13 protein-coding genes are annotated in these 20,261 nt (G+C 63.9%); 8 read left to right on the forward strand and 5 right to left on the reverse strand.

The window, feature by feature from the left end; genetic code table 11:
• The first annotated feature begins 38 nt into the window (after positions 1-38).
• Positions 39-1,550 (forward strand): PEGA domain-containing protein, encoded by a 1,512-nt coding sequence (locus tag IPL79_18380; GenBank protein ID MBK9072943.1) that lies wholly within the window; start codon positions 39-41, stop codon positions 1,548-1,550.
• Between the two features lie 160 nt (positions 1,551-1,710).
• On the forward strand, positions 1,711-2,349 hold the full coding sequence (locus IPL79_18385) for a peroxiredoxin (GenBank protein MBK9072944.1): 639 nt from the start codon (positions 1,711-1,713) through the stop codon (positions 2,347-2,349).
• 264 nt (positions 2,350-2,613) lie between these two features.
• On the opposite strand, the gene IPL79_18390 is transcribed toward IPL79_18385, so the two are convergent.
• Positions 2,614-4,578, reverse strand: a complete 1,965-nt coding sequence (locus IPL79_18390; protein ID MBK9072945.1) for a transglycosylase SLT domain-containing protein — start codon at positions 4,576-4,578, stop codon at positions 2,614-2,616.
• A gap of 169 nt (positions 4,579-4,747) precedes the next feature.
• Between IPL79_18390 and tatA the strand changes: the two genes are divergently transcribed.
• Together tatA and IPL79_18400 are read left to right on the forward strand one after the other, a co-directional pair.
• Positions 4,748-5,011: a twin-arginine translocase TatA/TatE family subunit gene (tatA, locus tag IPL79_18395; GenBank protein MBK9072946.1), complete on the forward strand. Its 264-nt coding sequence runs from the start codon at positions 4,748-4,750 to the stop codon at positions 5,009-5,011.
• A gap of 281 nt (positions 5,012-5,292) precedes the next feature.
• A complete protein-coding gene (locus IPL79_18400; GenBank protein MBK9072947.1) occupies positions 5,293-6,816 on the forward strand; it encodes a hypothetical protein in 1,524 nt (507 codons plus the stop codon).
• A gap of 12 nt (positions 6,817-6,828) precedes the next feature.
• Here IPL79_18400 and IPL79_18405 read toward each other — a convergent pair whose 3' ends face one another.
• On the reverse strand, positions 6,829-7,578 hold the full coding sequence (locus IPL79_18405) for a hypothetical protein (GenBank protein ID MBK9072948.1): 750 nt from the start codon (positions 7,576-7,578) through the stop codon (positions 6,829-6,831).
• A 97-nt stretch (positions 7,579-7,675) separates the two neighbouring features.
• Between IPL79_18405 and IPL79_18410 the strand changes: the two genes are divergently transcribed.
• Positions 7,676-8,290 (forward strand): transcriptional regulator, encoded by a 615-nt coding sequence (locus IPL79_18410; GenBank protein ID MBK9072949.1) that lies wholly within the window; start codon positions 7,676-7,678, stop codon positions 8,288-8,290.
• A gap of 82 nt (positions 8,291-8,372) precedes the next feature.
• Positions 8,373-8,777, forward strand: coding sequence for a hypothetical protein (locus IPL79_18415; protein ID MBK9072950.1), 405 nt, complete (start codon positions 8,373-8,375; stop codon positions 8,775-8,777).
• On the opposite strand, the gene nadE is transcribed toward IPL79_18415, so the two are convergent.
• Together nadE and prs are read right to left on the reverse strand one after the other, a co-directional pair.
• Positions 8,764-10,758, reverse strand: coding sequence for an NAD(+) synthase (nadE, locus tag IPL79_18420; protein ID MBK9072951.1), 1,995 nt, complete (start codon positions 10,756-10,758; stop codon positions 8,764-8,766). The genes IPL79_18415 and nadE overlap by 14 nt on opposite strands.
• Positions 10,759-10,771: 13 nt before the next feature.
• Positions 10,772-11,728: a ribose-phosphate diphosphokinase gene (gene prs, locus IPL79_18425; GenBank protein MBK9072952.1), complete on the reverse strand. Its 957-nt coding sequence runs from the start codon at positions 11,726-11,728 to the stop codon at positions 10,772-10,774.
• A 112-nt stretch (positions 11,729-11,840) separates the two neighbouring features.
• On the opposite strand from prs, the gene IPL79_18430 reads away from it, so the two are divergent.
• Positions 11,841-17,870: a hypothetical protein gene (locus IPL79_18430; GenBank protein ID MBK9072953.1), complete on the forward strand. Its 6,030-nt coding sequence runs from the start codon at positions 11,841-11,843 to the stop codon at positions 17,868-17,870.
• Between the two features lie 305 nt (positions 17,871-18,175).
• Here the strand turns inward: IPL79_18430 and IPL79_18435 are convergent, their stop codons facing one another.
• Positions 18,176-19,135: a hypothetical protein gene (locus tag IPL79_18435; protein ID MBK9072954.1), complete on the reverse strand. Its 960-nt coding sequence runs from the start codon at positions 19,133-19,135 to the stop codon at positions 18,176-18,178.
• Positions 19,136-19,206: 71 nt separating this feature from the next.
• On the opposite strand from IPL79_18435, the gene IPL79_18440 reads away from it, so the two are divergent.
• Entirely contained in the window at positions 19,207-20,253 is a 1,047-nt protein-coding gene (locus IPL79_18440; GenBank protein MBK9072955.1) for an aldo/keto reductase, read from the forward strand.
• Positions 20,254-20,261 lie beyond the last annotated feature (8 nt).

Consider the following 20,261-nt stretch of genomic DNA (forward strand, 5'->3'; position numbering starts at 1 on the left):
GCAACGCTGGTCAGGGCCTAGCTAGGATTAATCACTGCATGCGACTTTATCGATGGCTTGCGCTGGCGCTCGTGGGGGCAGGGGCCCTGACCCTGTTTTCGCCTTCTATAAGTCACGCGTCGCCCGAAGAAGCCGCGGCTCAGCTTAAGGCCGGCGTTGCGGCCACCCGCAGCGGCGATTTTGCCGCCGCGATCGCCGCGCTAGAGGCCTCGATGAAGGCGAAGCCAACCGCCAAGGCGGCGCTCTTTTTGGCGAACGCTTACCTCAAGGTCGATCAGTTGACCAAGGCCCATGCTGCATACAAGCGGGTGTTGGCGCTGGAGCCGGGCCATCCCAAGCGCGCCGCCATTCGCGCGCTCATCGCGGACATCGACGAACGCAACCGGGGCACGCTGAAGATCTCATCCACGCCGGCAGGCGCGAGCGTGTTTGTCGACGGCAATAAAACGGCGGCCGGGGTCACGCCCATGGACTTGGCGCTGCCCGATGGCAAGCATCGCATTGCCGTCGTGCTCGATGGCTTCGCGCGCGATGAGTTCAAGCACACCGCCAAATTTGGCGAGCAACGCAGCGCGGCCCGCGCCTTGAAAGAAAATGGTTGCGTCGTCGCGGTCGCCGGCATTAAACCAAGCGCCGCGACGGTGATGGTCGACGATCAACCCGCGACCAAGGGCGTGACCGTGGCGCCGGGGCCTCACACCATCAAAATTTCGGCCAGCAAATTTTCCCCGATCGAAAAGACCGTCACGTGTGCCCGCGGTGGGGCAATCGAGCTTGCGGATGAGCTAACGCCGCTGCCCGGTCGATTAAAGGTGCCGCTCGAGAAGGGCGCCACGATGACGATTAACGGCGTGGCGGTACCCTACACCGAGGCGGAACGGCTCGAGGGCTTGTCGCTGCCGCCGGGTCGCCACGAAGTTGTAATTAGCCGACCGGGCCAACCGGAGTGGAAGACCGTCATCGAAATCGCGTCGGGCGACGAATCGCGCATGGAAGTGCCGCCGCCCGCCCCTCGCGTCGCCGCGACGCCCGTGACACGAAGGCCTCGCGCACAAGCCCCATTTTATGCGGGCGTCGACGGCGGCATGCACGCGGTTGCGCGCAACTGGGGACTGGGCAGCAATGCCTTCGTCGCCGCGGATGGCATTGGTGGCTATACCGGAAAATCATCGCCAACGGCGGGCGCGCGCGTTGGCTGGCGACTGCGGCACCGCCTCGCGCTCGAGGGTGAATTTCACTGGATGCCGCTGCAGACCCAGCTCGGCAGCGCGACCGCGTTGGCCGCTAGCGTAGGCGGTGCCTATCAGCTGATGACGGGGCGGTTTACGCCACTTCTGGTTGCCGGTGTCGGGGCATATCAGCTCGCCTCGGGTCCGCTCGGGAGCAATACTGATTATCGAATTCACGTGGGTGGGGCGTTGCGCTTTGACGTGACCCCAACACTCGCGGTGCGCCTCGACGTGCGCGACGTGGTGACCGATGGCTTTGACGCCTTAGGCGGCAACAATGTCGAGTTGCTCGCTGGTGTTCAGGCCGGCTTTGGAAAGTAAACACGCAGTATTCGGCGACACGCGCACTCCGCCCAAGCGTCAGACGACGTTGCGTAATATATTGTAATTAAAGGAATTTTTGGAAATAGTTGATTTCCGGTTGCGGCGCGCCACGGCTGCGCTAGTATTTAACTAATTTCCGACCAACAAAGGGGACAATATGGCATTACACATCGGCAGCATCGCTCCAGACTTCACCCAAGACTCCAACATCGGCCCAATTTCGTTTCACCAGTGGCTGGGTTCGAGCTGGGGCATCCTATTTTCGCACCCCAAGGATTTTACCCCGGTATGCACCACCGAACTTGGGCGCGCCTCGAAGCTCAATGACGAATTTGTGAAGCGTGGCGTCAAGACCTTGGCGCTGAGCGTCGACTCGGTCGAGGATCACAAAAAGTGGATTGGCGATATTGAGGAGACGCAAAACGTCAAGCTTGCCTTTCCCATCCTCGCCGACAAAGATCGCAAGGTCTCGAACCTCTACGACTTCATCCACCCCGAGGCCAATGACACCTTTACGGTGCGCTCGGTGATCTTCATCGATCCCAATAAAAAGATTCGCGCCATCATCACCTATCCCGCGTCGACCGGGCGAAACTTTCAGGAAATCCTGCGGGTCATCGATTCGCTGCAACTCACCGACAACCATTCGGTCGCGACGCCGGCGGACTGGAAGGATGGCGAGGATGTCGTGATCGTTCCTTCGCTACAAGACGCCGCGGTGCTGGCCGAGAAGTTTCCCAAGGGCTACAAGGTAATGCGGCCCTATCTCCGCCTGACGCCGCAGCCCAATCGCTAGGGGCGTCCCTAGTTAAGCCACCTATTCGGCAGGACATGCCGCTCAGGTACACCCATCGGTCAGCGGCGCGCTTATCGTACCGGCAGGTGGCGCACGTTTCTTCCGCGAGCATAGATTGCAGGGCAGTGGTGTTGGCACCAAGGGATGTGGATACCACAGCCTTCTCGCCGCGCTCCGGAGGGTCGCTATCTGCGAGCAGGAAGACATGTGCGCTCACCTGCCGGTCAGCGTGCTATCTACGAGCAGGAACTGCCGGTCAACGCCCTAATCAGGCGATGACACCGGCTCGGCGGTTTTCGCGGCCGGCTTACGTGGTGCACTTGGTTTGGCCGCCGACTTGGGTGTGGCCTTAGGTTTTGCTTTTGGTTTGGCCTTCGCCTTGGCTTTTGGAATCGCTCTCCATTGATCTTCGGCGCGGTCGCTGCGCGTCTTGTCGATGACGCGATACACCACGACCGACTCGCCGGGCTGCACGACGGTGTTGGTGGGCTTGCGGTTGATGCGGGCCAGGTCGCGCGCCGCCAGGCCATAGCGTTTACCGATTTCTTCAAACGATTGAGCCTTCTCGGCGACAAAGGTGAAGCGCTCGCGGCCGGTGCGCTGTTCGAGCACGTCCATATGTTCTGCAGAGCCGCGCGTGACGAGCACGATCATGCGCTCGTCGAGCAAAGAAATTTCGCCCTCGGCAGCGAAGTCGGGTGCCACCCACGCCTGCAGCACCATGCGAGGGTGCAGCTTCGCGTCGCCCGCCATCCCGTTGGCCTCGATCAGCGCTTGCGGCGACAGGCCAAACGCGCTTGCCAGCGTCTCCCACTGATCGCCGGCCACCGTGCGGTAAAACACCCGCCTGCGCCCCGCGACGTCGGCCTCCTTGTCGGGCACGGCGACGATAAGCGGCTCGCCGGGTTTTGAGTCAATGCCCGAGCTGTGCAGCGCAAGCTTGGCGGCGGCGCGCCCCTCGGCTTCGGCTTGCGGCGACACGACCGGAACGTAGATGGTGACGCCACCGGAAATCTCACCCTCATGGTCGATGTCATTTAGGCGCTTGAGCGCCGCGGTCGTCGTGCCAAAAATCAAGGCAACATCCTCGAGGCGCTCGCCTATGAGCACCTTATAGGGGCGATATTTCGCGGCATCAAAGACCTTGTCGCTCTGCGCCGCAAACTGTTTGGCCGTGCCCTTGGGCACGCGCACCACGAAGCCCGGCCGATCAGGCGGCGTACGCCCTTGCTTGATGTGCGGATTCAGCTGCTTGATGTCTTCAACGCTGCAGCCCGCGGCCTTGGCAATCGCCGCGAGCGAGGTCGATGGCCTTGGCATTACCTCATCCCACGCTTCAGGCGGCAACGCCTCGACGTCGGCGACGCCAAACACCTCGCGGTTGTGGCCGACGATGGCCACGGCGATGATCTTGGGCACGTAAAGCTGCGTCTCCCACGGCAGGCTGTTTTCGTAGGACAGCAGCTGCCAATAGTCGTTGCTGTTGTAGCGGGCAATCGCGCGCAGCATGGCGCCGTAACCGGCGTTGTACGCGCCGATCGCGAGCGGCCAGCTGCCAAAGCGCTGGTAGAGATCGCGGAAGTATTCGAGGGCCGCCTCGGTCGATCGAATCGGATCGTTGCGCTCGTCGACCCAGCGATCGATCTTGAGCCCGTAGACCCGGCTCGCCGAGGGCATGAATTGCCAAAGGCCCGCGGCGCCGGCGTGCGACACGCTCTTGACGTGATACGACGACTCGACCATCGCGACATAGAGCAAGTCCTCGGGCAAATGCGCGCGGCGCAGCTGCGTCAGCATCATCTCGGCGTAGCGCCCTTGCGAGCGCAACCAAACCCGCATCATGCGCTTGCCGCGCTCGTCGGTCTTGAAATGCAGCAAATAGCGAATGACGCGCTCATCCCATTGTACCGGCAGATCAGGCATCTTCAGGCCATCCATCCACGCCCACTCAGGATTGAGTTGGCTGGGCTTGGCGCCGACGGCGGCCTGCGAGGCAGCGAGTGGCGTCGTCCAAAGCGCGCGGCCATCCGCGGCAAACGCCTCGCGTTCAAACATTTCAAAATCATCGACGACGGCGTCACAAGGCTCGTCGGCGCTGCAGCCGCGGATGATGCGTCGTTGCGACGGATTGTGGGGCAGGGGCTCTCGGCTCGCGGCGGGCTGCGCCACGGCAGGCAACGCCATGGCTAGCACCCCCGCGATAACGCTTAAACCTAGGGTTCGTCGCATAAACGGCAGGATAAGGTAGTTTGCGCGTGCACTCCAAATTTTGCGCCCCGAATCGAAAAACGTTGTAACTCTATGGGTTTAACACCGCGGCGTGGGTTCGTGATTAAAAGCCAATCGACCTGCATTGGCGGTGGTACAGTGCCATCCGTTGCGATATAGGAGGCGGTATATGGGTTTAGGTGTTCAAGAGCTGCTGCTCATTTTAGCGATCGTGCTTGTCATTTTTGGCGCCAACAAACTGCCGGGGATTGGCAAAGCCTTTGGCAAGGCGATTCGCGGCTTCAAGCAATCAGCGGCGGGCGACGACGAAATTGAAGTCAATAAGCAGGCGGCCAGTGGCGACGCTCGTCGCGACGAACTGCCCGCCGGGATTGATGCGCAGGACGCAGAAATTATCCGCGGTCGCAAAAAAGACCCTGTCCAGCGCGGTTAGTCGCATCGCATCGCTGCGGCGCTAAGCCGAGTGCCGTGTCCCAGACAACATGAGCCACCCTGCTAGGTCTGACGCCCGATGCCTGCGTTGCTCGTCGGTCGTTTGGAACCACCAAACTCCACTCCTCGCGCCTTGGCCTCGGGCGTGATCCCGGCGCAGCCTGGCTCATAACATCTGGGACACGGCACTAGCTTGGCCCGGGTTTTGCTTTTACGTGGCTAGGGTCTTCCTGTAGCCACGCCTCTGTTCGGCGCAAACAATTTCAAACGCTTGCGCTGATTGTGGCCTTTGCAGCGCTCCTGCTGGCACCTCCACCAGCCATTGCTGAGGACATCGCACCAGGGCTTGCGCGGTTGATCGCGACCGAGCAGCAGCTGCTGAGCCGTGAGGTAAACACGTCGCGAATTCTTACGCCTAAGGACAACGAGCAGGACCCGCGCTACGCGCCGGAAGCTGGCAACGTGTTTGAGATCGAGTCGTATTGGCTGGACGCCAACGATGTCCATCAATTTGATAGCGGCGGCTTTGAGCCAGGCCTGCGCGCCGTGCTCACGCGTGTCCACGACGGCAAGCCGCAAGTGCGACTGCTGGTTCATCCCGAGAGCAAGCAGCTCTACGCGAAGCTTACGGCGCGCGCGCAAAAGGCGCCGTCATTTATGGGTACGGCCACGTCGTCGTCGCGGACGTTGCTGGTGTGGGAGCAAGGCAAGGAGGCCTCGGCATTTTTCGCCAAGCTCTCGCTCGATGCCGTCATCGGCGGGGCGTCGCGCACGGTGTCTTCATCGCAAGTGGTGCGCAGCGTCGGCATCTCGAAGATTTTGGCAAGCGATGGCGCGTCGCTGCCTGAGTCGTTTGGCTACTTTCCTGAGCCGTGGGGCATCGTGCCCAAGGGGATGGACGAGGCGGGCATGCTGGTGCGCGCTGTGCCTGCCGACATTGCGTCAGGGCGTACCCGTTTGGTGCCGCTGTTTTCGCTTTACGCCGAACCCAAGGACGGCGCTGAGCCGCTGCTTAGGGGCATGATCAAGCGTTCCGGCCTGGCGCCCGACGTCTTTATCAAGGCCAAGATCTTGCGCCCGTTTGCGCGCCAATGGGCACAGCTGGTGTTTGAACACGGCATCACCTCAGAGCCGCACGCGCAAAACGTGCTGATGGAAATAGGCGAGGACGGCCAACCCACGGGACGGTTCATGCATCGCGACTTTGGCGGTTTTGCGGCAGATCTGGACTATCGCGCGTCGCTCGGCATGGCCGAGGTGGCCGATTTGCCGGTGCTAACAACGGTCGCCCAAGATTATCGCGCCGAGCGCACGCGCGGCGACCTAGGCAATCTCGAGCGCTATTTTGCGCAGGGCTTTGTCTACAATATCGATGTCGCCCTGAGGCGGTGGGGCCTAGATGGCGGGGCGGGTCGCAGGGGCCTGACGCGATGGTTCTCGCAGATGGTCGCGACAATTGGCAATGACAACGCTGCCCTGCCGCAGACCGCGATGAAGATGTTAGAAGCCGTGACCGACGAAGAATTTTCTAGCGTGCTTGAGACGCCCGTTGAGATTCCTCGCTTCTTGCACCTCGCGCATCATACCGGCGAGTTAAGGTCGGTGGCGATCTCCAAGCGCACGGTGTTGCAGGCGCGACGCGCCCGTCGCATGCAGCTGGCGGGGCAGGTGGTCCTACCGGTGGATCGACCAGGCACGTCAAGTACGCTGCCGCGACTCGATCGGCGCCTGACCGTCGACGCCGCCGCGAACCAAACGGTGACTCCGCGCAAGGCCCGCGCGCGCGCGGCACGACGCGGACGCTAATTCACTAGTTCGCTAGTTCACAAGGTCGACAGGCAAGGACGCCAGGCGCAAGACCAACTGCGCCTGCACGACGACTTCGCCGTGCAAGAACCCCTCACGCGCGATGGCCTCAATGTCGTGGCGAGGCAAGGTCGCGACGAGCCGGATCGCGAGGCTAACGTCGGTGGCTGGATTACACACCAGCGCGAAGCGTACGTGTGGGGCGGCGAGCCAGCGCGGGTGGCGCGCGATGGCCCGCAGCGCCGAGGGCAAGCCAGGTCGGTGGGCCGCAATGCGGATGACATCGCGTTCGGTCAGGTGCGGATTGCCGAGCAAGATTTCGACGACGTCAGGGTTTGGATCGCGCGACAGCAAGGAAATCGTGTCGCGGTCGCGCGTGCGCGCAAGGGACTTTCGCTCACCGAGAGTTAGCGGCCTGCCGTTAGGACGCAGCGCGCGCTCGGGGTTTGTCGGCATGTCGGTGCTTGCCGTGAGGTGGAGCAACATGCGGGCGACCGCATCTAGGCTTTCGGCCCGACTGGCGCGATACAGCGCCTCAATTGTTAAGTAGTTGAATTTGTTAGTCCCTAACGCCATGATGATGGCGAGCAAAGCCGCCTGCGATTTGGCGTCGCGGTCGCCGACGCTGCTCCGAATGGCCTCTGCAATTGTGCCGGCCGCCTCGGTCGGCCGCATCGTGGCGAGCTCCTGGGCGACCAAGTGCGCACGCATACTTGCGTCAGAAATCGCGACGACCTTGGCGATAAATCCTGGCGCAAGCACGCTTAATCATAGCCTAAAATGGGCTCCAAAGGGAATCGTTGCTCCTTTGCCGCAGTGCGTGATAGGGTCCGCCGCTCCTGTTCCCCCGAGGTTTGTTATGTCCGAAGCACGAGTGATTAAGCGCTACGCCAACCGCAAGCTCTATGACACGCAGCACAGCCGCTACGTGACGCTCGAACAAATCTCCGAAATGATCCGGGCCGGCGAGGACGTACAGATCGTAGACAACAAATCCAAGGAAGATTTGACGACCGTCACGCTCGCCCAAATCATCTTTGAAGAGGAAAAAAAGCGCAGTTTCATGCCGCTGGGCGCCATGCGGACCATCATCCAAAATGGCGGCGACTGGATCGCCGAGGCGCAGCGCCGCGTGCAGGGCCTGTGGCCATATAACAAGCGCCGCGAAGACGGTAGCGAGGGCTTTGACGCGGCAACCGAAGGTGCCGCAAATGGTGAAGCAGCTACGGCCGAGGTGTCGAGCGAAGAGGCCAAGGCGCGAGGCCTCGCGGCGTTGCGCGAGTGGGCCGAACACAGCCGGGGCGCGCTGACCGAATGGCAGGCGCGCATGGATGAGCGAATTCGCACCGCCATTGGCGGCATCTCGCCGCTGACGGCCCTCAATAAGGATGTCAAGATTCTGCAAGATCGGATCGCCGAGCTCGAACAAAAACTTAAGCAGCTCGCGGACGAAAACGATCACAGCGCGCCGTAGGTAAAACCAGTTTTCTAGATTGGAAACGGCGGCACCACGATTGTCCTCGCCGCGGCGGGGCGCGATATGTCATACATGGCGCATGAAAAGTATTTCACTAGTAATTGCCGCGGTGGGTTTGCTTGCGAGCTGCCACACCGAGGACACCCATTGCCACGCTGACGATTGCAACCCAGAGCCGCCACCGCCACCACCTCCCACGGGTGGCGACGTCGAAGTGGTCGATTGCGCGGGCGCCACGCTGGCGGCGACGATTACGACGGATGGCTTTAATTTTAGCCCCGATGCGGCGACGATCGCCGTGGATGACATTGTGAAGTTCGAAATCGGCGGTGGTCACGATGCGCAGTCAGGGACGCCCGGCACGCCGTCTGATGCCTTTGATGTCGGCTTTGGCGATACCGTGTGCCTCAAGTTTACGGTGGCTGGGGAATTTCCGTTTTACTGCACGCCGCACGAATTCACGGGCTTGATCACGGTGCAGTAGCTAGCTCGGCCAGCTCGCTGGCGAAGCCACCCGAGAGAATTGGAAACCGACACCACGAGCGCGGGTCGACGTTGCGATCGTCGAGGTGAAATGACGGCGCCATGCGCTCGCGCTTCCATTGGTTGCGCGCCCACAGCGTGAAAAAGCGCGTGATCCAGGCGACGAGGTCGGCTTGGCGATGAGATGGGAATTGAGGTGCCAGCAGCGTCAACACCTCGCGCGGCGCGTACTTGTCGCGAATAGCGAGATCCTCGATGGCTTCGAGCACGTCGTACGGCATGAGGTCGGCCTCATCGGTTTGCGTCGCCGCGGCAGGGCGAAGCTCGGCGGTGGGCGCCTGGCGATTGATGTGCGAGAGCGCGGGCAAGCTGGTCAGGCCTAGTGGCGCGTCGTGTTCGCGCCAGCGCAAATACTCGCGCAGATACGACTTGTCAATCCCGCCCAGCGGCGCCAGGCCGCCCGCCATGTCGCCGTCCATGGTGGCATAGCCAACCGCGGCCTCGGAGCGATTGGACGTCGTGATGAGGATCGCGCCGGCCAGGTTGGCGAGCATCCACACCGAGGGCGCGCGGACGCGGGCCTGGATATTCTGCAGCGCGATGTCGTCGCGTGCCCAGGTAAGTTGGCGATCGAGCGCAGTCGCGATGATTGTCCGGTATTCGGACACAAGGTGTTCGACATTCAGTTCGAGATAGGTGGCGCCGACGGCGTGGGCGATGGCCTCGGCCGCGGCGCGCGTGGTTTCCGATGAGTTGGCGGTTGCCTGGTAGGCACAGGTGAGGGCGGCGCTGGTGGCGGCTTGGACGTCGCCGCGCGCGAGCTGGCCGCTAAGCGCGGGGGCGTGCGCCACCGCGGCGGCGGCTGCTGCCGCTCCAAGGTCGGCATGCGCGAGCGCCAGTGCAGAGTGGACCATGGCTGCGCACGTCGCCGAATCGGCGCCACCTGAAAGTGAAATCACGTAGCCGCCCGCGCGGCTCTTGCGAAGGTAGTCCCACAGGCCAAGTGACACCGCGCGCGTGAATTCTTCGTGCTTAAGGTGCACGCTTTGCTCCCAGCTTGCCGCTGCGGGCGATGCGTTCGCGGTGGGCGTGGCGGCATGCGGCCATGCAAAGGGCACGGTGATCGTGCCGGCATCAAGGTCGTGCCGCGAACGAGAGCTTGGCCGCCGCGCTTCGTCGCGGCGCAGGCCGTCGATATCGATGATGGCGCTGGTGAGCTCGAGCGGGCGAAACGTCAGGCGTGGCCCAACGGCTTGCAGCGCGCCGCCGGTGGCGATCATGCAGCCGCCATCGTAGATCACGCGGCCGGCTTCATTGCCCAGGAGATTGGCGTAGACGTACGCGACGCCAAACGCGCGCGAGCCCTCGCAGACAAACTGCTGGCGCACGGCGAATTTTCCAAATGCAAAATGGCTCGCGGACGGGTTTAGTATGACGTCGGCGCCACGCATGGCCAACCCCGCGCCGGGGCGTGCGGCCACCCAGGCGTCTTCGCAGATTTCAAAGCCGATCGAAACGCCACCGATATCAAAGAGGAGATCGCCAATCGGCAGTTGGGTGCCGTGGACATCGATGGTGTCGCGCTGACCGGCCGGCCACGGCTTAAACCAGCGCGGCTCATAGTGAATGCCGTCGCCGGCGAGGTTTTGCTTGGCGACCAGGCCAACCAGACGGCCATCGACGAGCAGGGCCGCACAGTTATACAGCGCCTTTTGACAATAGACCGGCAGGCCGACCGCGACCACCATGCCGACCGTGCTCGGCGCCAAGTCAACGACCATCTGCAGCGCGCGCTGCGCAACCGCGGGCGAGCCAAAGGCATCTTCGCAGCCGTAGCCGGTAATCGCCAGCTCCGGCAGGCACAGCAGCGCCACGCCTTGCCGCCGTGCCTCCGCGACGGCCTGCTCAATGCGCGCTAGGTTGCCTTGCCAATCCAAGGGAGTCTGATTTAGGGCCGCCGCCCCAACGCGCAACAGTTGCATGTGTGCCGGGAATCTAGCGGTTTTCTAGCAGATGGGCAGCAAGCACCGGCGCAATGCTGCGCACCGCGAGCCCGCGCGCCGCCAGCCCCTGCGCGCTTGGGTGGCTATTGGTCGCGATGATGGTGCCAAATAGGCCGCTGCCGGTAAGCCGCTCAAACGCCTCGCCGGGAAACACGCCGTGAGTGGTGATGGCGTCGATGCGCGCCGCGCCGGCATGTTGATAGGCGCGTGCGGCACCTAGCAGCGAGCCGCCGGTGCGAATCATGTCGTCGTAAATGATCACGTGCTTGCCGCTCACCGAGGCGCTGACGCCGGTGACCTCAGTCGCATCGCCACTGGTGCGGCGCTTGTAAACAAACGCGGCGGGGACGCCGAGATCGTTCGCGAGCGACTCGACCCATTTCGCGCGGCCGGCATCGGTGCAGGCAAACACCAGCGAGGCGACGCCATCGCCGGCGAGCTCGCGCGCGGCGGCCAAGATGACCGGCTTGGCATAGATGTGCACCGGCCGGATGCCGCCTTCAAAGTAATGCGTGATGCCCTCGGTGTGGAGATCGAGCAAGAATACTTGGAGCCCGCGGGCGGCGGCGGGGATGGATGACAGCAGGCGCGCGCGATTTTTTGCGGTCACGACCTCGCCGCTCTGCGAGGCGCGCTCCATGGTGGCGTGGCCAAAATACGGGATGACCAGCGACAACCGCGCGGCCCCGTAGTGCGAGAGGGCGCAGGCGAGGTCGTAGAGCTCAAGCGTGCCCGCGTCATCGACGGTGCCGCCAAGGAGGATGCATTCGCGATCGGCAGGGGAGGTGAGGAGGCGTTGGTAGCGCTCGCCATCGGGAAAGACGCGGCGATCAACTTCGCCGGCATCCCATTGCGTTAGCGCGCACAGCTCGCGGCACAAGGGCTCATAAGCCGCGGTGCAAAACACCAGTGGGGCAGGGTTTAAACCGGACGGTGCCGATGGCGACATAGGCGATAGTTGCACCGTGGGCGTCGCTGGGGCAAGGCACGGCCTAGGCCAATAAAGGGCCGCGAGCGTGAAACCAACGCGTGGGCGCGGTGTCATACTGCTCAAGGTGTCCATGACAAAATCGCTAGCGGCCCGCGGGGTATCTTCCGTCGCCATCATTGTTGCCGGCTTGGTCGCCACCCTGGTCGCCGCCTGTCGCGCACCCGCCGTGCCTGAAAGGCAACCGGCTGCCGCCGTCGCAAGCACGCCGCCGGCAGCCCCACGACCCGAGGTGGCGCTGGGCCTTACGGCGACGTTTGAGTTGGCCTTGGCCGCGAAGGCGTCGACGTCGAGCGAAGGCGCGGTCGACGTCGCGACGCTGCCTCCAGGCGACGCGATCGCGCTGCTGGCAACGTTGCCGGCGTTGCCCAACGTTGCGCCAACCGCGCCAACGTTGCGCCGAGGCGCGCCGCCCCCTCCCAAAACCGGCGGCACGCTTGAGATTCCCTTGCTTGCGCGTTCGGCGGCGCTTGGTGCGAACGCACTACCTGCGGTTTTGCCGCCCATGCCGCTGCCTCCGCCTAAAATTTGGCCGCAGGGAGAAACGGAGGCTGTCGAGATGGTGCGTGTCGAATTTTCGCGCCCCGTCGTGCCGCTTGCTCAGCTGCGGGGCGCGCCGGCCGTTGCGGAACTCACGCCGCCGGTGGCAGGTGCGTGGCGTTGGCAAGACACGCAGACGCTGGTCTTTGAACCCAGCGGAAAACTTCCGCAAGCAACCTCGTACGAGGTGCGCGTACCCGCGGGGCTGGCGGCGGTCGACGGCGGCGTGTTGGCAAGCGACGCGACGGGCGCGTTTCGCACCCCTGCGGTGGCGCTCGACGCGGTCTGGCCGAGCGAGACCAAGGTGCTGCCGTCCAGCCCTATTGTGCTCGCATTTAATCAGGCGGTTGATCCCGCGCGCATGCTTGCGTCGCTGCGCGCGAGCCATAACGTCGAATTGCGTGTCGTGACGCTCGGCGAGGCCATGACGCATTGGCGTCGCAATCCGTCAATCGATCTCGATGAGTTGGCGTCGCAAGGGCTGGCCGATGATGACGCTCGCAACGTGTTGGTGGTGGCGCCCACCACGGCGTGGCCCGTTGGCAAGACCGTGACGATTGAGCTGGCGGCGGGCGCGGCGTCGGCCGAGGGGCCGCGCGTCGCGATGTCGGCCATGAAGAAAACGTTTCAAACTGCGCCGCGGTTTTTTGTGCAGGGGGTTGTGTGCGGCGACGAGCGTTATGAGACAGACGATGAAGACATGCCGCGGGCGCCGGGGCCCGGCGTGCCGTCGTGCCTGGCTGGTGATGGCGTCGCGTTGAGATTTTCCAATCCCTTGCGGCAGCCGGCGTGGGACGGAGCGCCACAGCCTGCGGCGTATCGGTTTGATCCACGGTGGATCCAAATTGCGACGCGCAGCGCCGCAGATGGTGACGAAGCGTGGCAGATGCCGCACGATGTCGACCTCTGGAGCAACGACGCATCGATCGATGTGACCTTGGCGCCAAGGGCGGACCATGCGATCGCGGTCTCGACCGACGTGCAAGATATCTTTGGGCAAACCTTGGCCGCGCCCGCGACAGCTACCTTCCGCGTCAAGTCGGCCCCCGTCGTTGTTGAGCCTGCGGTGAGCGCCAACACGGGGCTGTATCAGCTCGACCCCGGCTACATGCATCCCCACTGGGCGGTCACCGCCGAGCACGTCGCGAGCGTGAAAATTACGCTGTATCGCGTCGATCCGTCGATGTATGAGGCATATGAAACGTGGGCGGCGGAGCGCGCTCGCAAGGGCGGTAAGCCTGGCGCGGTGCCAGGGGTGCGCGTCAGCGAAAAAACTTATGCGGTGGGCGCAGGACGCGGGAAAACCGTGCGCGAAGACTTGCTGGGGGCATTGTCTAAGTCGCGCACCGGCCATGTCATCGCGATTGCCGAAGCTAAGCCGCTCCCGGGCAAGGCGGCGGTGCCGGCGCAAATCGCCTGGATCGCCGTCAGCAGGCTAACCATGGCGACGCGCATCGACGGCCAGAGGGCGAGCGTGTTCGTAAGCGACGCAATCGGGGGCGCCGCCGTGGGCGGGGCCGCCGTTGTGCTTAGCGCGGACGGCGAGCGGCAGCAGGCGCAAACCGATGGCGACGGCCAAGCGGTGGTGTCTCTGCTGGGCGGCAAGCGCAACACCAAGGCCATGCTGCGGGTGACCACGGCGACCGACGACATGTTTGTCTTGTTATGGAATCGATGGCAGCTTGCCGGCAAAGGCGCGGCCCTGCTGTGGCATGTCGAGGACGATCGCGGCATGTATCAACCAGGCGAGCGCATCGCGGTCAAAGGATTTGTCCGGAAATCGGACAATGGGCCCAATCCGCCGCTGCTGCTGCCAAAGGGTGCGATCGCCTATCAAGCCTATGATGCGCGCGGCACACGCTTCGCATCGGGCCAGGCGGCGCTCTCGCCGCGTGGCGGGTTTCACGCCACCATCGAGGTGCCCGAGACCGTGGCGCTTGGCTTTGGCCGCATCGAGTTCAAAGATGAAGGCGACACCGGCGCTACGCTGCGCCATCCCTTGCGCCTGATGGAGTTTGCGCGACCCGCATTCGAGGTCGACGTGACGGCCGACGTGCTCGGTGGTGGCGCGCCGGTGATTATGGGTGAGCAGCTGACGGCGGCCGTGCAGGCCAGGTACTACGGCGGCGGCGCGATGGTGGGCGCTGGCGTGCGTTGGCGGGCAGAGGTCGAGTTGGCGCCGTATACGCCACCGGGCTGGGATGACTTTGAATTTGGCGATCAATTGGACGCTATGCGCTTTGGCCGCGATCGCGTCGAGACGCTGAGTACGACCATTTCGGACCACGGCGGGAGTGAGGTGCAGCTTGCGCTTGGTGGCTGGAACTTGGCCACCCCGGCCGTCGTTACGCTGGAGGCAACCGTCACCGATGTCGACCGCACAAACGTGCGCGCCGCGGCCTCGCCGGTGCTAGTGCATCCAGCCTCGCGTTATGTTGGCATCAAGGCGGGACGGCTAGTGACGTCGCGGCAGGCAGGCCACACCTCGCGCGTGCCGGTAGCCTTGGTCGCCAGCGACATCGCGGGCAAGGCGTTGTCGGGCGTGCCAATTCACGCGGTTGTACGCGGCTATCTGCCGTCGGAGTTTGGTGACGCCGGGGCAAAGTCAATCGTCGAGCAGGCGTGCGACGTGGTGAGCGGGAGCGCGCCGGTTGCCTGCGATTTCGATATCCGAGATAGCCTGCGCTACGCCCTTACGGCCGAAATTGTCGACGAACGCCGGCGCCTGCACCGGACAACGACCGAGCTGGCGACGTGGCACGGCGAGGCGCGCAAAGAACCCGTGGCGGTAAGGCTTGATAAGGCGAGCTATCGCCCAGGCGAGACGGCGCAAATCGCGATCGACGTCGAGGCGTGGCCCGCGTCGGCGATCGTGACCTATGATCGCCAAGGCATTATCACCAGCCGGCGCGTCGAGCTGCGCGGGCCGACGACCGAGTTGGCGTTTGTGGTCGATGCGGGCTACGCGCCGAATGTGCATGTGATGGTTGACGTCGCCTTGGCGCGGGCGCGCCCGGGCGTGGCGCCGTTTATCGAGCAACTCCGCGCATCCGCGGAGCTGCAGGTAGACACCAGCGTCATGCGCTTGCACGTCGTACCAACCAGTGCACCGACCGTTCGGCCCGGGCAGGACGCAACCTTTGACGTCGCGATCACCGATGCGGCGGGAGGGCCGGTGGCCGGTGCCGAGGTCGCCCTGATGGTCGTCGATGAGGCGGTCTTGGCGCTATCGAACAAGATCTACGGCGATCCGCTGCCGCCGTTTTATCCCAACCGAGGGCAAGCGGCGTGGGGGATGTTTAGCGGCCATATGATGCGACGCGCGCTTTTATCGCAGCTCACGGCGGTGCCAGGCAGCGACGACTATGAGCTAGCGCACGGCAGCCGTTTGTGGGGCGCCGGCATGGGCACAGGTGGTGGCTCAGGCTCGGGCAGCGGCTATGGTGGCGGCATCGGCTTGCCGCGCCTGCGCGCCGATTTTACGGCCACCGCGGTGTTTGCGCCGAACCTCGTGACCGACAAACATGGCCGCGTTTCGTTCACCGGCAAGATGCCCGATAGCGTCACGCGCTATCGCATCGTCGCGATCGCGGCGGCTGGCGTGGGCCAATTTGGCAAGGGCGAAGCCGCCGTGGTGGCACAGCAGCCGTTACAGGCGCGCTTGGTGGCACCGAGCGTGCTCGCGGTGGGCGACACGTTTGGGCTGCCGGTCGTGGTGCAAAATCTCAGCGGCCGCAAGCAAGCGGTGAAGCTCGCGCTGCGTGCCAGCAATCTCGCCCTACCCGGCGATCTTGGCAAACGCGTGGTGCTGGCGCCGGGAGCACGTGCGGAAGTGCGGTTTGCGGCGCGCACCATGCACATAGGCGTGGCCACGGTTCAAGTGGTTGCGGTGGGTGAGGGCGTGCAGGACGCCATGCAAAGCACGTTGCAAGTGGTGGCGCCCGCCACCACACAAGCCGTCGCCGTGTACGGCGAACTCGATGCTGGCGTGGCGTGGCAGGCGCTGACCGTGCCAGACGCGATTCACGCCGACGTCGGTGGCTTTGAGCTATCGTTGGCATCGACGCAACTGCAGGCGCTCACCGACGCGTATCTCTATCTCGCGACGTACGCCTACGAATGCGGCGAGCAAATTTCGGCGCGCATGTTGGCAACGCACGCGCTAAATGACGTGTTGTCGGCCTTTGGTAGCGAGGGCGCGTTGGCACCGCAGGCCTTGGCGACGCAGGCGCTGCATGATGACAAGCGGCTGGCCGCCTTGCAGGCCAATGACGGTGGTTTTTCCTTTTGGCCTGGCGATGCCAGCGATGCCTTTGTCAGCGTGCAAGTGGCGCATGCCTTGGTGGCCACCGGGCGCAACGCGCACGCGCGCGCGGCGGCCATGGCGTATCTGAAAAAACTTACGATGGCGGCGCGCAGCGGCGTGGCTCGCGACAAGCGCACGACCGCGGGCACCGACACGTTGGCGTACGCCTTTTATGTGCGCCGCCTCGCGGGTGAAGCGATTGGCACAGAACTTGCGCGTTATCTGGCGGCGAACAAGCCGCAGACCGCAAGCGTCGCCACTCGCGCCTTGACGGTGCTGGCAATTGGCAATGACCCGACGTTGGCGGCGCAGCGCCGCGCACTCGTCGTAAGCCTCGGTAATAGCCTCAGCCAAACCGCCAGCGTGGCGCACGCGACCGAGCAGGCCACGCGCGGCGAGCATTTGTTTTTGCAGTCGTCGGCGCGCACAAATGCATTAGTACTGTTGGCGATGCTGTCGGTCGACAAAACCTCGCCCGCGCTGCCCAAGCTTGCGCGCGGCTTGCTCGCGGCCAAGTCGGCGGGACGTTGGCGCTCGACGCAGGAAAACCTGTGGGTGTTGCTCGCGCTGCGTGCCTACTTTGACGCATTTGAGGGCGCCGTACCCGCCTTCACCGCGCGCGGTTGGGTGGGCGATGGCCTCGCGGTGGAGCAGAAATTTGCCGGCCGACAATTAGAGACGCGGCGTGCCCTACTGCCGTGGACCGAGCTGGGCGCCGATGCCCGGCAGCTCGATATCGCCATCGCCAAGGAAGGCGCGGGTCGCCTCTACTATCGCCTCGGGATTAGGTACGCGCCGCAAAGCTCGGTCACCGCCGCGGCCGCCGCTGGCTTTGTCGTCGAGCGGACCTATGCGGCCATCGACGATGCCGCCGACGTGGTGCGCGCCGCCGACGGCACATGGCGCATCAAGCTCGGGGCGCGGGTCGCGGTGCACGTCATGACGCGTGCGACCGCCAGGCGCGACCAGGTGGCGGTGGTCGATCACCTCGCAGGCGGGCTGCAAGCCATCAACGGCGGCCTTGCCACCAGCGAACGCGGCGGCGTGGCACGGCCGGCGTGGGCCAACTACCAGGCCATCCGCATGGACCGCGTGGAAACCTTTGCGGGCAGCCTGACGGCAGGGCTGCACGGCGTTTCCTACACCGCGCGCGCAATGACGCCTGGACGGTTTACGGCCGCCCCCGCGCGCGCCGAAGAAATGTATGCCCCCGAGGTCTTCGGCCACTCAGCCAGCGACCTCGTCATCGTCGAGTAGGGCTAGTGGTCAGCGGCGCGCGACCACTGCGCTGTACTTCCACGGCGCACTAGCCTACCGGCAGGTGGCGCACGTTTCTTCCGCGAGCATAGATTGCAGGGCAGTGGTGTTGGCACCGAGCGCGGTGGATACCACAGCCGTCTCGCCACGCCCCGGAGGAGTGCTATCTGCGAGCAGGAAGACACGTGCGCCCACCTGCCGGTCCACCCACACTATCTGCGAGCAGGAAGACACGTGCGCCCACCTGCCGGTCCACCCACACTATCTGCGAGCAGAAAGACACGTGCGCTCACCCGCTATGCGCGCTAACGCTTCGGCAGCGTCTCGCGCAGCAAGTCTTCGTCTGATGGCAACACCTCGCGCATGATGCGCGGCATCGGCAACACGACCTGGTAAAACGCTAGGCGCCACTCGGCGAGGCCGGTGCGTTCAAAGCCCATGCTGATGCGAGCGGTGGCCCGCTCGTACTCGCCAATGCCATCGAGGGTGGCGCCAGTTCCTCCTGGGGACTGAGTCGCCGTAGCGTGGATCAAGCGGACAAAATCACCGAGGGCTTCCTTGTGCTCTTGTTCGACCGCGGCGAGTTCGACGGGGGTGATCGATTGGCGAAACAGCGGCGCACCCTCATCCCACACCAGCTGATACTTTTGTTCGTCCAGGAGCGCGAGCACGCGCTCGGCGGCGCGCATCACCTCGGGTGGAGCTTTCGAGCGCTCTTGTCGCCGCTTTTCCGTTGTCTCCAGCTTGGCGATGGCCGGGGGGAGCGAGACGCTCACCTCCAGCAGGCGCCATTGGTTGCCCGTGCGGTGAAAACTCATGGCCGCCTGGCAAATGCCTTTTTCAAACATGAGCCGCAGCCGGATATAGGTAGTTAACCCGCTGGGACCGCGATACATGTCGGTGCTGTCGATGCTGGCGATTTCGCGAAACTGGCCGACCGCATCGGTGAGCTCGCGCATGCGATCGGCAAACGTTTCGAACCGCACCAACTCTTGGAAGCGGGGGGACGAGTTGGCATAGAGCTGCTCATATTCTTGCGCGCGCAGCTGCAGCAAGTGCGTCTCCACTAGGGCCCTGAAATCTGGCCGGCGGTGCTCGCGCCATTGCAGGTAGACGATGGCAAAGATCCAAACAAAGACGAGAAAAAAGCCGACGATAGCACTGCGGATCAGCAGACGACCCGTTTTGGATTTTGGCAATTGCCCGAGCTCACCCAAGGTCTCGCCCAGATCGGCTGAGGCCGCCTGTTTCTCGGGTTTGGTCACCGCCGCATTATGCATGAACCATGCTTGATTGCAGCACCCAAGGGGCCGCGATCCGCTAGTATCGCGGCGTCATGCAAACGATCAAGCTAGGACGCACTGGGTATGAAGTGTCGCGCCTCGGGCTCGGCACGTGGGGCCTTGGCGGAGATAGCTGGCGCGGCCAGGATAGCCGCGATAGCCAGCGCGCGGTGTACCACGCCGTCGAACGCGGGGTGACGTTCATCGATACCGCGCTTGAGTACGGCGATGGCAATAGCGAGCGCTTGGTTGGCGAGGTGGTGCGCGATTTGCGTGCGCAAGACAGCGTGGTCGTTGCGACCAAGGTGCCACCCGCTGACGATCACTGGCCCGGGCGTGCGACGTCGCCCTTGGCGTCGGTATTTGCGCCGGCGTACGTAACCAAGCAGGTCGAGCAGTCGCTGCGCAATCTACGGCTAGAGACGCTGCCTATTGCGCAGCTTCACGTTTGGCACGACGCCTGGCTCGACGACCCCATATGGCCCGAATTGCGCGATGCGATGCAGCGCCTAACCAGGGCCGGGCATGTCCAGCATTGGGGCCTTTCGGTCAATGATCACGCGCCCGCCACCGCGCTGCGGGCCGCCGCGAGCGGCGATTTTTCCACGGTGCAGGTGATCTTCAACATCTTCGACCAAGCACCGCGCGAGGCCTTGCTTGCGGCGTGCCAGCCGGCCGACGTTGGCGTGATATTTCGCTGCCCGCTGGATGAGGGGGCGTTGGCTGGCCGGGTTGGCGTGGGATCTACCTTTCCGCCGCATGATTGGCGCAATCGCTATTTCGCGGCCGAGCGCTTACCCGAGCTGGCGCGGCGCATAGCGGCGCTCTGCGCGTATTGTCGTGATGTCGCGCCTGCCGCCCTCAGCGAAGAGACCGCGAAGGGCATCGCCATGACGCGAATGCCGCGCGATTACTACGAGGCCGCGGATCTTCCCGAACTCGCGTTAAGATTCGTCAACTCATTTGCCGGCTGCGTTATTCCCGGCATGCGGCAAAAAAAACACGTCGATCACAGCCTCGCCGCGGTGGCGCGCGGACCGCTTTCGAGCGCGCTAATTGACGAGCTCGCCGCGCACGCCTGGCAAAAAAACTGGTACTAACAGCTATC

The organism is Myxococcales bacterium, from assembly GCA_016716835.1.
Classification (GTDB): domain Bacteria; phylum Myxococcota_A; class Polyangia; order Haliangiales; family Haliangiaceae; genus JADJUW01.

Coding starts and splice junctions, on each gene's coding strand:
- IPL79_18380 (MBK9072943.1), top strand. CDS start 39: ATGCGACTTTATCGATGGCTTGCGCTGGCGCTCGTGGGGGCAGGGGCC.
- IPL79_18410 (MBK9072949.1), top strand. CDS start 7,676: ATGTCCGAAGCACGAGTGATTAAGCGCTACGCCAACCGCAAGCTCTAT.
- nadE (MBK9072951.1), bottom strand. CDS start 10,758: ATGCAACTGTTGCGCGTTGGGGCGGCGGCCCTAAATCAGACTCCCTTG.
- tatA (MBK9072946.1), top strand. CDS start 4,748: ATGGGTTTAGGTGTTCAAGAGCTGCTGCTCATTTTAGCGATCGTGCTT.
- IPL79_18440 (MBK9072955.1), top strand. CDS start 19,207: ATGCAAACGATCAAGCTAGGACGCACTGGGTATGAAGTGTCGCGCCTC.
- prs (MBK9072952.1), bottom strand. CDS start 11,728: ATGTCGCCATCGGCACCGTCCGGTTTAAACCCTGCCCCACTGGTGTTT.
- IPL79_18385 (MBK9072944.1), top strand. CDS start 1,711: ATGGCATTACACATCGGCAGCATCGCTCCAGACTTCACCCAAGACTCC.
- IPL79_18430 (MBK9072953.1), top strand. CDS start 11,841: ATGACAAAATCGCTAGCGGCCCGCGGGGTATCTTCCGTCGCCATCATT.
- IPL79_18415 (MBK9072950.1), top strand. CDS start 8,373: ATGAAAAGTATTTCACTAGTAATTGCCGCGGTGGGTTTGCTTGCGAGC.
- IPL79_18390 (MBK9072945.1), bottom strand. CDS start 4,578: ATGCGACGAACCCTAGGTTTAAGCGTTATCGCGGGGGTGCTAGCCATG.